At 57.3% G+C, this 12061-nt stretch carries 20 protein-coding genes; 19 read left to right on the forward strand and 1 reads right to left on the reverse strand.

Translation table 11 applies throughout. From position 1 onward, the window contains the following. Window positions 1-26: 26 nt before the first annotated feature. From PAGR_RS03420 to PAGR_RS03460, 10 genes are all read left to right on the forward strand, one after another. Window positions 27-1232: a phage major capsid protein, P2 family gene (locus PAGR_RS03420; RefSeq protein ID WP_014604997.1), complete on the forward strand. Its 1206-nt coding sequence runs from the start codon at window positions 27-29 to the stop codon at window positions 1230-1232. Between the two features lie 3 nt (window positions 1233-1235). Continuing rightward, on the forward strand, window positions 1236-1880 hold the full coding sequence (gene gpM, locus PAGR_RS03425) for a phage terminase small subunit (RefSeq protein WP_014604998.1): 645 nt from the start codon (window positions 1236-1238) through the stop codon (window positions 1878-1880). A gap of 97 nt (window positions 1881-1977) precedes the next feature. Continuing rightward, entirely contained in the window at window positions 1978-2442 is a 465-nt protein-coding gene (locus PAGR_RS03430) for a head completion/stabilization protein (protein ID WP_014604999.1), read from the forward strand. Then, complete coding sequence (locus tag PAGR_RS03435; RefSeq protein WP_014605000.1) at window positions 2442-2645, forward strand: tail protein X; 204 nt, start codon at window positions 2442-2444, stop codon at window positions 2643-2645. Before PAGR_RS03430 ends, PAGR_RS03435 begins: the two co-directional genes overlap by 1 nt. 3 nt (window positions 2646-2648) lie before the next feature. Next, window positions 2649-2861, forward strand: a complete 213-nt coding sequence (locus PAGR_RS03440) for an HP1 family phage holin (protein ID WP_014605001.1) — start codon at window positions 2649-2651, stop codon at window positions 2859-2861. Continuing rightward, window positions 2842-3357, forward strand: a complete 516-nt coding sequence (locus tag PAGR_RS03445) for a lysozyme (protein ID WP_014605002.1) — start codon at window positions 2842-2844, stop codon at window positions 3355-3357. The genes PAGR_RS03440 and PAGR_RS03445 overlap by 20 nt, the downstream gene beginning before the upstream one ends. Next, window positions 3354-3785, forward strand: coding sequence for an Rz-like lysis system protein LysB (gene lysB, locus PAGR_RS03450; protein ID WP_014605003.1), 432 nt, complete (start codon window positions 3354-3356; stop codon window positions 3783-3785). Before PAGR_RS03445 ends, lysB begins: the two co-directional genes overlap by 4 nt. Continuing rightward, entirely contained in the window at window positions 3673-3915 is a 243-nt protein-coding gene (gene lysC / locus PAGR_RS24065; RefSeq protein ID WP_237711075.1) for an Rz1-like lysis system protein LysC, read from the forward strand. Before lysB ends, lysC begins: the two co-directional genes overlap by 113 nt. Beyond that, window positions 3881-4312 (forward strand): phage tail protein, encoded by a 432-nt coding sequence (locus PAGR_RS03455; RefSeq protein ID WP_014605005.1) that lies wholly within the window; start codon window positions 3881-3883, stop codon window positions 4310-4312. Before lysC ends, PAGR_RS03455 begins: the two co-directional genes overlap by 35 nt. After that, the gene (locus PAGR_RS03460) at window positions 4305-4751 is read left to right on the forward strand and encodes a phage virion morphogenesis protein (RefSeq protein ID WP_014605006.1); all 447 of its coding nucleotides are present in this window, start codon (window positions 4305-4307) and stop codon (window positions 4749-4751) included. The genes PAGR_RS03455 and PAGR_RS03460 overlap by 8 nt, the downstream gene beginning before the upstream one ends. A 47-nt stretch (window positions 4752-4798) precedes the next feature. Here PAGR_RS03460 and PAGR_RS03465 read toward each other — a convergent pair whose 3' ends face one another. After that, window positions 4799-5728, reverse strand: a complete 930-nt coding sequence (locus PAGR_RS03465; protein WP_014605007.1) for a hypothetical protein — start codon at window positions 5726-5728, stop codon at window positions 4799-4801. Between the two features lie 95 nt (window positions 5729-5823). Here PAGR_RS03465 and PAGR_RS03470 point away from each other — a divergent pair, with 95 nt between their 5' ends. The 9 genes from PAGR_RS03470 to PAGR_RS03510 all read left to right on the forward strand — a co-directional run bounded on the left by PAGR_RS03470 (window position 5824) and on the right by PAGR_RS03510 (window position 12059). Then, the gene (locus tag PAGR_RS03470) at window positions 5824-6402 is read left to right on the forward strand and encodes a phage baseplate assembly protein V (protein ID WP_014605008.1); all 579 of its coding nucleotides are present in this window, start codon (window positions 5824-5826) and stop codon (window positions 6400-6402) included. Further along, a complete protein-coding gene (locus PAGR_RS03475; RefSeq protein WP_014605009.1) occupies window positions 6402-6755 on the forward strand; it encodes a GPW/gp25 family protein in 354 nt (117 codons plus the stop codon). The genes PAGR_RS03470 and PAGR_RS03475 overlap by 1 nt, the downstream gene beginning before the upstream one ends. Beyond that, window positions 6742-7659, forward strand: a complete 918-nt coding sequence (locus PAGR_RS03480; RefSeq protein ID WP_014605010.1) for a baseplate assembly protein — start codon at window positions 6742-6744, stop codon at window positions 7657-7659. Before PAGR_RS03475 ends, PAGR_RS03480 begins: the two co-directional genes overlap by 14 nt. Further along, window positions 7656-8258 (forward strand): phage tail protein I, encoded by a 603-nt coding sequence (locus PAGR_RS03485; RefSeq protein ID WP_014605011.1) that lies wholly within the window; start codon window positions 7656-7658, stop codon window positions 8256-8258. Before PAGR_RS03480 ends, PAGR_RS03485 begins: the two co-directional genes overlap by 4 nt. A gap of 1 nt (window position 8259) precedes the next feature. Continuing rightward, on the forward strand, window positions 8260-9447 hold the full coding sequence (locus PAGR_RS03490) for a phage tail protein (protein WP_014605012.1): 1188 nt from the start codon (window positions 8260-8262) through the stop codon (window positions 9445-9447). A gap of 4 nt (window positions 9448-9451) precedes the next feature. Further along, complete coding sequence (locus PAGR_RS03495) at window positions 9452-9880, forward strand: tail fiber assembly protein (protein WP_014605013.1); 429 nt, start codon at window positions 9452-9454, stop codon at window positions 9878-9880. Between the two features lie 117 nt (window positions 9881-9997). Beyond that, entirely contained in the window at window positions 9998-11170 is a 1173-nt protein-coding gene (locus tag PAGR_RS03500; protein WP_014605014.1) for a phage tail sheath protein, read from the forward strand. A gap of 12 nt (window positions 11171-11182) precedes the next feature. Then, complete coding sequence (locus PAGR_RS03505) at window positions 11183-11698, forward strand: phage major tail tube protein (protein WP_014605015.1); 516 nt, start codon at window positions 11183-11185, stop codon at window positions 11696-11698. Window positions 11699-11756: 58 nt separating this feature from the next. Next, the gene (locus tag PAGR_RS03510; RefSeq protein ID WP_014605016.1) at window positions 11757-12059 is read left to right on the forward strand and encodes a phage tail assembly protein; all 303 of its coding nucleotides are present in this window, start codon (window positions 11757-11759) and stop codon (window positions 12057-12059) included. Window positions 12060-12061: the final 2 nt, after the last annotated feature.

Genomic DNA, 12061 nt, shown 5'->3' on the forward strand with positions numbered 1-12061 from the left:
CATTAACGAACAGAGAACACGAAGCGATGAAAAACAGCACCCGTTTTAAGTTAAACGCCTACATGTCGGTACTGGCGGAAATCAACAACATCAACCTGTCGGCGCTCAACAGCAAATTTACTGTTGAGCCATCCGTGGCGCAGACGCTGGAAACCAAAATTCAGGAGTCATCTGACTTTCTGACGCGCATCAACATCGTGCCGGTCGCTGAGCAGAGCGGCGAACGTCTGGGGCTGGGGATCGGCAGCACGATTGCCGGTACAACCGACACGACGCAGAAAGAGCGCGAGCCAACCGATCCGACCTACATTGACGGTGAAGGTTATAAGTGCACGCAGACCAACTTTGACACGGCGCTGCCCTACGTGAAGCTGGACATGTGGGCGAAGTTTGCCGACTTTCAGGTACGCATCCGCGACATGATTGTGAAACGCCAGGCGCTTGACCGCATCATGATCGGTTTTAACGGCCTCAAGCGTGAGAAAACCTCTAACCGCGTCCAGAACCCGCTGCTGCAGGACGTGAACATCGGCTGGCTGGAAAAAATCCGCCAGGAGAAACCGTCGCAGGTGGTCGGCCAGCATATCGACAGCAACGGAAAAGTTATCGCCGACAAAATCACCATTGGTAAAACGGGGCTTTTCCGCAATCTGGATGCCGTGGTGATGGGTGCCGTAACGGAAAAAATCGCCGTGCAGTATCAGGATGACACCGAGCTGGTTGTGATCTGCGGTCGCCAGCTGCTGGCCGACAAGTATTTCCCGATCGTCAATAAAGACCAGCCCAACACCGAAGCGCTGGCCGCTGATTTGATTATCAGCCAGAAACGCATCGGCGGCCTGCCTGCGGTGCGTGCGCCGTTCTTCCCGGCTGATGCCATGCTGATTACGCGCCTTGATAACCTGTCGATTTATGTCCAGGACGACACGCGCCGCCGCTCCATCATCGACAACCCGAAACGGGATCGCGTTGAAAACCTTGAATCGGTCAACGAGGCGTATGTGGTCGAGGACTACGACAGCACCTGCCTGATTGAAAACATCGAAATGCTGGAGCAGGAGCCAGAGCCGGAAGCGGGCCATATGAGCGACGCCGAAATCGCACGCATTGCCTCCGTTGCGGCAAGCGTGGTCAAGGTCATGAGCGAATCGGATACGGCGCAGGCCGAATCTGACGCCAGCACTGCCGCTGACAACGGCACCGGCACCGGCACCGGCAACGCAGGAGCGTAAACCGTGACCAATCCTTTCCGCGCGCACACGCGCTTCATTCAGGGACAGGAGGCCGCCCGCACGGGCGGCAATGGCCGCCATGCGAAAGGCTATGACCTGATGCTGCTGCAGCTTAACGAAGACCGCCGCCGCCTCAAGGGCATTCAGTCCACCGTCACCAAGGCGCAGATTAAGGTTGAGGTGCTGCCGAAATATGCCGCCTGGGCAGAGGGCGTGCTGAGCGCCGACGGGGCGCAGCAGGACGACGTGATCATGTACGTCATGCTGTGGCGTATCGATGCCGGTGATTATGCCGGTGCGCTGACCATTGGCCGCCATGCGCTTAAACATGGCTGGGTGATGCCGGTCGGCAAGCGCAATACGGCGACGGTGCTTACCGAGGAAATGGCCGACGCCGCAAAGGCCGCCATGCTGGCCGGAACGCCGTTTGACGCTGAGCTGCTGCTGCAGACGCTGAAAGCGGTGGACGGGGAAGACATGCCGGATCAGTCGCGTGCACGCCTGCACAAGTCCATTGGCTGGGTGCAGACCGAAAGCAACCCGGTATCCGCACTGAATCACCTTAAGCACGCCCTGCAGCTGGACGAAAGATGCGGGGTGAAAAAAGACATTGAGCAGCTTGAGCGGAAACTCCGCAAAGACAGCTGATAACCGAACGTGCCCACGCGCGGGGCGGCACGGGGTGGCGACAGGCTGCGCCGCATCAAAACCCCGTCCACCGCCCACCTATTCAGGAGTAGTAAGGATGCAGTTTACAGCGCCAGAGCAGTCGCCGGTTGCGCCGGTCATTATCCCGAACAATTCATTCTGGCCGGATCTGGATTTGGCTAAGTTTCGCAGCGCGATGCGCGTTGACGGCACCGTGACGCCGGAGCGGCTCAAGCAGGTGGTGCTGACCGCCATGTCAGAGGTGAACGCCGAGCTTTACCCGTGGCGGGAACGGCAGGAAATGGCAGGTTATAACGGGCTGGCCGACGTACCGGCTGAGCAGCTGGCCGGAAAAAGCGTGCGCCTGCACCACTATGAAAACGCCGTGTGGTGCTGGACGCGTGCGGTACTCAACGAGCGATACAGTGACTTTGACGCCACCGCATCCGGCGCGAAGCGCGGCGAAACGCTGGACGATGCCAGCGGCGATTTATGGCGCGATGCGCGCTGGGCCATCAGCCGCGTGCAGGATCTGCCTCACGTAACCGTCGAGCTTATCTGATGAAAGTGCGTGCGCAGCAGTATGACACGGTGGACGCACTGTGCTGGCGTCACTACGGGCGCACGCAGGGGTTGTCAGAGCGTGTGTTACAGGCCAATCCGGGGCTGGCGGAATACGGCCCCACCTTACCCCACGGTTTAGTGGTCGAGCTGCCGGACGTTGCGCCCGCAGCCACGGCGCAGACCGTGCAGCTATGGGATTGAATCATGTGGGAAAGAATCAGCACGTTTATCACCTGGTCGATGGCCGTGTTTATGGCCTGGCTGGGCGACTTATCGGTTAAGGACGTTTCAACGTGGGCCGGGCTGATTATCGGCATCGGCATGGCGCTAATCAGCTGGTACTACAAGCACAAAACCTACCAGCTGCTGGCTAGCGGGCGCATCACACGGGAGGAGTATGAATCTGCAAACCGTTAAACGCTGCGCTGTGGGTGCGGTACTGGCCATCGCCGCCACACTGCCGGGCTTTCAGCAGCTGCATACCTCGGTTGAGGGGCTGAAACTGATTGCCGATTACGAGGGCTGTCGCCTTAAGCCATACCTGTGCGATGCGGGCGTGTGGACTGACGGGATCGGCAACACGCGGGGCGTTGTGCCCGGCAAAACCATTACCGAGCGGCAGGCTGCCGGGACGTTCATCACCAATGTGTTACGCGTTGAGGCGGCACTGGCGCGCTGCGTGGCGGTTTCCATGCCGCAGCAGGTCTATGACGCGCTGGTGTCGCTGGCGTTTAACGTCGGCACCGGCAACGTGTGCGCATCAACGATGGTGAAACTCATCAGGGCCAGCCGGTGGCGCGATGCCTGTTATCAGTTGCCGCGATGGGTGTACGTGAAAGGCGTATTTAATCAGGGGCTGGATAACCGGCGCGGGCGCGAGCTGAGCTGGTGCCTGAAAGGGGCGGCATCATGATGCGCGCCGTTGTGGTGACCTGCTTTGTCATGCTGCTGGTGACCGCCGGGCTGCTGTCGTGGCAGCTGCACAGCGCAAACAGGACTATCGGCACGCAGGTGGCAGAGCTGGCCGCAAAGGATAAAAAGCTGAGCCAGAAAAACAGCCAGCTGATGGCGGTCAATATCCTGGCACAGAGCAGTAACCTTGCACAGACGCAGCTGTATGCGGCGGCTGAGAAAAACAACGCACTGCTGCGCCAGCGGCAGCGCCAGATTGAGGATCTGAAACGTGAAAATGACGCCCTTCGCCGCTGGAGTGATGCCCCTCTGCCTGATGCTGTTATCCGGCTGCGCCAGCGACCGGCCATCACCGGAGGTGAATCTTACCGTCAGTGGCTGTCCCAGAGTAACCCGCTGCCAGCTGGGGCCGTCGGCGGCGCGCACTAACGGCGATTTGCTGGCCCTGCTGGACGAAACCGAAACCGCCTGGGCGGCCTGCGCCGACAAGGTGGACACCATAGTGACCTGCCAGGATAAAGACGATGAACAAGCCGCAGTCCTTACGCGAAGCCCTTAACAGCGCTGTCCCCTATGTACAGCAGAATCCCGACAGGCTGCACCTGTTTGTTGATAAGGGCGCATCGGTTGGCACTTCTGCCGCGTCACTGTCGTGGGAATACCGTTATACGCTTAACGTCATCGTTACGGACTTCACCGGCGATCAAAATCTGCTGATGGCGGCGGTGATGCACTGGCTGCGCACCAACCAGCCCGACGCGCTGCAGAACGCCAGTGAGCGAGAACAGCTTTGCACGTTTGAGGTGGACATTCTCGGTAACGGTGCGTGTGATATCAGCATTAATTTAAAGCTGACAGAGCGGGTTATCGCCGAGGAAGTCAACGGCGTGACAGAGGTCAGAGCCGTGCCGGAGCCGGACGAGCCAGAGGAAGCCTGGACGGTGAAACGTGGATAATCTGCATGAGGTTGACGCCTGGCTGGATGCGCTGCTGGCAAAGCTGGAACCTGCAGAACGTAAAAAGATGCTGCGCGAGGTGGCGCGGGACGTGCGGCGGATTCAGCAGGCCAACATGACGGCACAGCGCGCGCCCGACGGCAACGCATGGGAACCGCGCCGCGTATCCGCCAGAACAAAGCCGGGGCGAATAAAGCGCAAGATGTTTGTGAAGCTGAAAACCGCAAAGTATCTGAAAACAAAGGCAACAGGCGACAGTGCCGAGGTGGCTTTCATTCCTGCCGTGCAGCGGCTTGCCCGCGTTCACCATTACGGGCTGCGTGATCGAGTGAGCAAGAGAAGTTTTAAAGTGAAATATACCGAGCGTCAATTAATTGGAATCGATGAGCTAACAGAAGTTATGATACTAAAAAAATTAAAAGAATGGTTAGTTAGCTGAGGGAATTAAAAAGCATAGGTTTTTTCCATAACACTATGCTTTTATTGTTAATTCTGCCCTTGGCTTTCAGATTTGCTTTCAAGGTTCCTTAGCGTATTTGGAATTAATGTTTCACTAAAGCCTGACAGAGCGCAAATTACGTAAAGTGAAAAAGAAATGTCACTTTCGGTATTTAAGAATCCAAAGATTATATTGCCTTTCAACATAAAAAAAACAAGTATGCCACCAATTACAGAAAAAAGTATCCGCTCTGCTCCATAAAAGAAGTAGACCTTTTTTTTAAGCTCCCTGTCAGTGTGAAGAGTTTTTATCTTTAAGGATACCGAAATAAATCCTCCCATCGAGGCAAATGCGGAAACATAAAGTAAAATTGGCAGGAAGTGATTCTGTAAAAGAAAATTAGTTTCGCGAAGCAAATAAGCTGCGATACTTATCAATATAATCGTAAGCGATAATGCAATTGCACCTAACTGGTATAAATTTCTACCACTCATGGTGCTGTCATAATCGGTCTTAATTTCACTTATGATTGTTTGGAAAGGATTTGAGTCGAGTTTTACTCGACCAAGTATTATAGAGGATAAAATAGTTGCGGCTCTTTTCTTGTAAATGGATGCGCAATTATATTTGTAGCAGGTGGCTACAAACTCATCAAAGTGAACTTTACAATCTTGAAATAAGTATATTTTTGTCATGTCATCTTCTATCTCGGAGTCGATATTGACACGCATTGATTCATGTGATGGGTGGTCGCCAATTTCGTATATAATATACTCGTCACCGCGAGAGTATATCTTGGTTATTTTATTTCCGGCCAGATCGTTATTGCCTACTTTATAACTTGAAATCCTCTCTCGTTGTTTCTGTTTATATGATTCACTAAAGCTTGGCTCTGTTGTTGTTTTGTCTGAATCGTTCGAAGCATCCATTGCCTTGAAGTTTTCATCAGTAGTTTCAGTTTCATTCAAATTTAACATAGGTCCATACCCAGAAAATTATGATAAAAATTTGTGCCGTAAACGACACAATCTTAAAGGGTTTAATATACGAATAAAATATTTAAATTAAAAGCATGAACGAAAAATTTACTGAAATCATGCGCCTCATCACCAACCTGATCCGCACCGGCACCGTGTCCGATGTCGATCCGGTTAACTGGCTGTGCCGGGTGAAAACGGGCGACCTCGAAACCAACTGGATTAACTGGCTCACCCTTCGCGCCGGTAACACGCGCACATGCTGGCAGCCCACCGTTGGCGAACAGGTCATTTTGCTGAGCATGGGCGGCAACCTTGAAACCGCCTTTGCACTGCCCGCCATTTATTCCGATGCATTCCCGCCGCCTGCAAATTCAGAGAACGGCAGCGCCACGCAGTACAGCGACGGTGGTTTTTTTCAGTACGAACCGGCAACCGGCCAGCTGCTGATAAAGAACATCAAAAGCGTGCGCATCGAAGCGGCGGACGGCATTCAGCTGTTAACTGAGGCATTCGGCGTTGAGGCCAGTAAAACAACCCTCAACAGTGAAACGGCTATTAACGGCACAGTCACACAGCGCGGCGGTGATATGAGTTCTAACGGCGTCGTGGTGCATACCCATAAACACGGCGGCGTTAAGTCCGGCAATGACACATCAGGAGGCCCGGCGTGATGTATCTCGGCATGAACCGCGACACCGGCAAAGCCCTGACCGATGTTGACCACATTCGCCAGAGCGTCAGCGATATTCTGATGACCCCGGAGGGCAGCCGCCTGGCGCGTCGTGAATACGGCTCAATGCTTTCCGCGCTCATCGACCAGCCGCAGAACGGCGTCACCCGTATGCAGGTTATGGCGGCAACCTACACCGCACTTAGCCGCTGGGAGCCGCGCACCCGGCTGATTTCAGTGAATTACACAACGGCCTATGACGGTTCGATGGTCGTTGAGATAAATGCACAGCGTGCCGACGGCTCGCCGCTGGCAATGACCATACCAACGGGGGTGAACCGTGGCAGTGATTGATTTATCGCAGCTTCCCGCGCCGGAAGTCATTGAGGTGCCGGACTTTGAAACGCTGCTGGCCGAACGTAAAGAAAACCTGATTGCGCTGTATCCGTCAGATCAGCAGGGTGCCATGCGCAGCGTGCTGGCGCTGGAATCCGATCCGCTGGTCAAGTGCCTGCAGGAAAACGTCTACCGCGAAATCCTGCTTCGCCAGCGCATCAATGAGGCGGCGCAGGCGGTCATGGTGGCCTATGCGCTCGGCACCGATCTGGACCAGCTGGCGGCAAACAACAACGTTAAGCGCCTGACCATAACCCCGGCCAACCCCGACGCCGTACCGCCCGTGGTGGCGGTGATGGAGTCCGACGACGATTTACGCCTGCGCGTGCCGGGTGCCTTTGAGGGGCTGAGCGTGGCCGGGCCGACGGCGGCGTATGAGTTTTACGCCAAAAGTGCCGACGGGCGCGTATCTGACGTGTCGGCAACGAGTCCGGCACCGGCGGAGGTGCTGATCACGGTACTGAGCCGGGACAACAGCGGGGCGGCAACGGCGGATTTACTGAACGCAGTGAATGTCGCGTTAAACGCCGAGGAAGTGCGTCCGGTGGCAGACCGCGTAACGGTGCAGGCGGCAGCGATATTTGACTATCAGGTGAAAGCCACGCTGCACCTGTTTGACGGTGTGGCCGCAGGCCCGTGCCTGGAGGCGGCGCAGGCGGCAATGGATGCCTACCTGACTGACCAGAAAAAGCTGGGCCGCAGCGTGCGCCGCGAGTCTTACGGGGCGGTGCTGCGCGTGGCGGGCGTGGACTGGGTGGAAATCACCGAACCGGCGCAGGACATTATTCTGAACCGCACGCAGGCGGGCAACTGCACGGCGGTGGCCGTTACCGTTGCCAGCGATAACGGGGGTAAAGGATGAGCCAGAGCCTTTTACCGCCCGCGTCCTCGGCGCTTGAGCGAAGGCTTGCAGAGGCGTGTAGCGGCATCAGCGGGCTGAACGTCCCGCTGCGCGACCTGTGGAACCCTGCCGCCTGCCCCGCGTGGTTTTTGCCTTACCTTGCCTGGTCATTTTCGGTTGACCGCTGGGACGAGGCCTGGGCAGAAACCGTTAAACGCCGCGTGGTGATGGATGCGTTTTACATCCATCAGCACAAAGGCACCATCAGCGCCGTGCGCCGCGTGGTGGAGCCGTTCGGCTTTCTGATCCGCGTGCTGGAGTGGTGGAAAACCGGTGAAGCGCCCGGCACGTTTCGCCTGGATATTGGCGTACAGGAACAGGGGATTACCGAGGAAACCTATCAGGAGCTTGAGCGGCTTATCAGCGATGCCAAGCCCTGCAGCCGTCACATGCTGGGAATGAGTATCAACCTGCAGAGCAACGGCACGGTGATGACGGGTGCTGGGGCTTACGTGGGCGAAATCATGACGGTTTACCCCTACACGCCGGAAGTTATTGAAACCCGCGGCAGTGCGGTGACGGGTGCGGCACTTCATTTAACAGACATACTGAGGGTTTAACATGGCAGCAAAATTTTACGCCCTGCTGACCCTGCGCGGGCAGGCCAAACTGGCGCAGGCCGCCGCGCTGGGAACGCAGCTGAAAATCACGCATATGGGCGTTGGCGACGGTGGCGGCGTGCTTCCCACCCCTGACGCCACGCAGACACGTCTGGTGCGCGAGGTTCGCCGGGCAGCGGTCAACTCGCTGATCATCGACCCTGTAAACGCCAGCCAGATTATTGCCGAGCAGGTCATCCCCGAAGATGAGGGCGGGTGGTGGATTCGGGAAATCGGCCTCTATGACGATGCCGGAGAGCTTATTGCGGTGGCGAACTGCGCCGAAACCTATAAGCCTAAACTGGCAGAAGGTTCCGGCCGCACGCAGGTTATCCGCATGATCCTGATTGTGAGCAGTACGGACGCGGTGACTATCAAAATTGACCCCTCGGTGATTCTGGCTACGCGTCAGTACGTGGATAACGCGGCCATTGAGGTGCGCGCTTACGCCGACGGCCTTATGGCAAAGCACCTCGCCGCCGCCGATCCGCATTCACAGTATGCCCCTAAAAAAGACCCGGTTCTGAGCGGCACGCCTAAAGCCCCGACCCCGGCTGCCGGTGACAGCACCACGCAGATTGCGACCACGGCGTTTGTTATGGCCGCGCTGGCAAAGCTGGTTGACTCATCACCGGCGGCACTGGACACGCTTAACGAGCTGGCCGCTGCGCTCGGCGACGATCCGAATTTTGCCGCCACGATGACCAATGCGCTGGCAGGTAAGCAGCCGCTGGACAACACCCTCAGCAGCCTGAGCGGAAAAAGCGTGACCGCGCTGCGTGACTTCCTGCAGCTGGGAACCGCTGCGCTGAAAAACACCGGCACCGGATCCGGGCAAATACCGGACATGGGCGCCTTTGAAGGCGGGCCGAATTACTTCCGTCTGCCGGGCGGGCGTATTGTCCAGTTCGGCATCATCGGATTCAACGTCGGAAACTACCGGACAAAGGTCAGTTTTCCCATTGCGTTTCCAGCTTCCTGCGACAACATCCAGCTGTCGTGGATGGATGCCTCGGTAGATCTCGGCGGCGAAAAAACCAACGTTGATTTTGGGGTTGTCGCGGATGATTTATCGCGGAAAACCGGTTTCAGCGTCTGGATGAGCGGATCGGGCGGCTTTAACCTTTACTGGATGGCAATCGGGAGATGACACCATGAGCGAAACGTATTTCTACAGCGCGTCAACGAACTGCTTTTACCCGCAGTCGATGAGAGCAGTGTATGAAAGCCAGGGCGGCTTGCCTGCTGACTGTGCAGAGGTATCCGGCGCGGTGGCGGCTGAGTTTATGGGCGCTGCACCGGAGGGCAAGTATCGCGCACCCGGCACCGGCGGTGCCCCTGCCTGGGTGGATTTGCCGGAGCCGACGCGGGACCAGCTGGCCGCCGCTGCCGCCAGCCGCAGGCAGGCTTTGCTTACCGCCGCCACGGCGGCCATTGCTCCGTTGCAGGATGCCGTTGATCTGGATATGGCACAGGAGGCGGAAAAGGTGCAGCTGACCGCCTGGAAAAAATACCGCGTACTGGTAAACCGTATCAGCCCGGCTGATGCGCCGGACATCAGCTGGCCCGACACCCCCGCATGATAAAAGGCCCGCTGCGGGCCTTTTTCCTTTGTGTCATTTGCCAGACAATGGCCGCAGGGTGCGCCAGCGCGCCATCCCTTTCACCATAGCGGAACCCCTTAACAGAGGATCTGCTTTATGGCACAGGATTATCATCACGGCGTGCGCGTTGTAGAAGTCAACGAAGGCACCCGAACCATTACCACCGTCAGCACGGCCATCATCGGCATGGTCTGCACTGCTGACGATGCCGACGCGGCAGCGTTTCCGCTCAACCGCCCGGTTTTACTCACCGACGTCACTACCGCCATCGGCAAGGCCGGTAAAACCGGTACGCTGGCCGCCTCACTGGACGCCATCGCCGACCAGGCAAAACCGCTCGTCGTTGTCGTGCGCGTGGCGCAGGGCGAAACCGAGGCGGAAACCACATCCAACATCATCGGCGGCGTGACCGCAGACGGGATGCGCACCGGCATGAAAGCGCTGCTGGCCGCGCAGAACGTCTGCGGTGTCAAACCGCGCATTCTCGGCGTGCCGGGGCATGACACAAAGGCGGTGGCAACCGAGCTGCTGAGCGTCGCGGAGACCCTGCGGGCGTTTGCGTATATCTCAGCCTGGGGCTGCAAAACCGTGTCAGAGGTCATTGCCTACCGCGCTAATTTCAGCCAGCGCGAAGGAATGCTTATCTGGCCTGACTTCATCAGCTTTGACACCGTGCTGAACGCTGACGCGACGGCGTATGCCACCGCCCGCGCGCTCGGACTGCGCGCCAAAATTGACGAGGCGACCGGCTGGCACAAGTCCCTGTCTAACGTCGGCGTGAACGGAGTCACCGGCATTTCAAAAGACGTGTTCTGGGATTTACAGGATCCGGCAACCGATGCGGGCCTGCTGAACCAGAACGACGTCACTACGCTTATCCGCAAGGACGGTTTCCGCTTCTGGGGTTCGCGCTGCCTGAGCGATGATCCGCTGTTTGCCTTTGAGTGCTACACCCGCACGGCGCAGGTGCTGGCCGACACGATGGCCGAGGCGCAGCTGTGGTCCGTTGACGGCGCGCTGAATCCGTCGCTTGCCCGCGACATCATCGAAAGTATCCGCGCCAAGCTGCGCAGCATGGTGAATCAGGGCTATCTCATCGGCGCAGACTGCTGGCTGGATGACACCGTGAACACCAAAGACACGCTAAAGGCCGGGCAACTCATTATCGATTACGACTACACGCCGGTGCCGCCGCTGGAAAACCTGATGCTGCGCCAGCGCATTACTGACCAGTACCTGGTCAACTTCGCCGCCAGCGTTAAAGCATAAGGAGCTGAACACATGGCCTTACCCCGTAAGCTAAAACACCTGAACCTGTTTAACGCAGGCAACAACTGGCAGGGGCTGGTTGAGTCCCTGACGCTGCCAAAGCTGACTCGCAAGTTTGAGAAGTATCGCGGCGGCGGCATGGCCGGTGCGGTTGATATTGATATGGGCCTGGATGATGGCGCGCTGGACACGGAATTTACCGTCGGCGGCACCGAGGCGCTGCTGTTTAAGCAGCTGGGCGCGGAAACCGTGGACGCGGTGCAGCTGCGCTTTACCGGCTCCATTCAGCGCGACGACACCGGCGAGGTGCAGGCGGTGGAGCTGGTCACCCGTGGCCGCTATAAGGAGCTGGATTCAGGCGAGTGGAAAACCGGTGATGCCAACACGACAAAAGTTTCCGCGACCAACAGCTACGCCAAGCTGACCATTAACGGCGAAGTGCTCTATGAGGTGGATCTGGTCAATATGGTTCACATCGTTGACGGCAAAGACATGATGGAAGCGCACCGCAGCGCGCTGGGCCTGTAATCACGGCGGCAGGCGCTGGCCTGCTGCTTTTATCAATTTTATTCAGTGGATTAAGAACATGAGCGACATCAAAAACGAAAAAACCGTCACCCTGGACACCCCAATCAAACGCGGCAAAACCGAGATTAAAGAGATTGTCCTGCGCAAGCCGCAGTCCGGTGCGCTTCGCGGCGTGCGGCTGCAGGCGTTAATGGAAATGGACGTCAACGCGGTTATGGCCGTATTACTGCGCGTGTCTGCCCCGGCGCTCACTGCGCAGGAGGTCAATGAAATGGACCCCGCCGATTTACTGGCGCTGTCGGTGGAGGTGGTCACTTTTTTGTTGCCGAAGTCGGCACTGTCGGCTTTCCCGCAGAGCTGACC

The sequence above is a fragment of the Pantoea ananatis PA13 genome (assembly GCF_000233595.1).
In the GTDB taxonomy this organism is placed as follows: domain Bacteria; phylum Pseudomonadota; class Gammaproteobacteria; order Enterobacterales; family Enterobacteriaceae; genus Pantoea; species Pantoea ananatis.

Coding starts and splice junctions, on each gene's coding strand:
- PAGR_RS03475 (WP_014605009.1), top strand. CDS start 6,402: ATGTATCTCGGCATGAACCGCGACACCGGCAAAGCCCTGACCGATGTT.
- PAGR_RS03435 (WP_014605000.1), top strand. CDS start 2,442: ATGAAAGTGCGTGCGCAGCAGTATGACACGGTGGACGCACTGTGCTGG.
- PAGR_RS03470 (WP_014605008.1), top strand. CDS start 5,824: ATGAACGAAAAATTTACTGAAATCATGCGCCTCATCACCAACCTGATC.
- PAGR_RS03485 (WP_014605011.1), top strand. CDS start 7,656: ATGAGCCAGAGCCTTTTACCGCCCGCGTCCTCGGCGCTTGAGCGAAGG.
- PAGR_RS03465 (WP_014605007.1), bottom strand. CDS start 5,728: ATGTTAAATTTGAATGAAACTGAAACTACTGATGAAAACTTCAAGGCA.
- PAGR_RS03445 (WP_014605002.1), top strand. CDS start 2,842: ATGAATCTGCAAACCGTTAAACGCTGCGCTGTGGGTGCGGTACTGGCC.
- lysB (WP_014605003.1), top strand. CDS start 3,354: ATGATGCGCGCCGTTGTGGTGACCTGCTTTGTCATGCTGCTGGTGACC.
- PAGR_RS03430 (WP_014604999.1), top strand. CDS start 1,978: ATGCAGTTTACAGCGCCAGAGCAGTCGCCGGTTGCGCCGGTCATTATC.
- PAGR_RS03495 (WP_014605013.1), top strand. CDS start 9,452: ATGAGCGAAACGTATTTCTACAGCGCGTCAACGAACTGCTTTTACCCG.
- PAGR_RS03440 (WP_014605001.1), top strand. CDS start 2,649: ATGTGGGAAAGAATCAGCACGTTTATCACCTGGTCGATGGCCGTGTTT.
- PAGR_RS03510 (WP_014605016.1), top strand. CDS start 11,757: ATGAGCGACATCAAAAACGAAAAAACCGTCACCCTGGACACCCCAATC.
- PAGR_RS03420 (WP_014604997.1), top strand. CDS start 27: ATGAAAAACAGCACCCGTTTTAAGTTAAACGCCTACATGTCGGTACTG.
- PAGR_RS03500 (WP_014605014.1), top strand. CDS start 9,998: ATGGCACAGGATTATCATCACGGCGTGCGCGTTGTAGAAGTCAACGAA.
- PAGR_RS03455 (WP_014605005.1), top strand. CDS start 3,881: ATGAACAAGCCGCAGTCCTTACGCGAAGCCCTTAACAGCGCTGTCCCC.
- PAGR_RS03505 (WP_014605015.1), top strand. CDS start 11,183: ATGGCCTTACCCCGTAAGCTAAAACACCTGAACCTGTTTAACGCAGGC.
- lysC (WP_237711075.1), top strand. CDS start 3,673: ATGCTGTTATCCGGCTGCGCCAGCGACCGGCCATCACCGGAGGTGAAT.
- PAGR_RS03490 (WP_014605012.1), top strand. CDS start 8,260: ATGGCAGCAAAATTTTACGCCCTGCTGACCCTGCGCGGGCAGGCCAAA.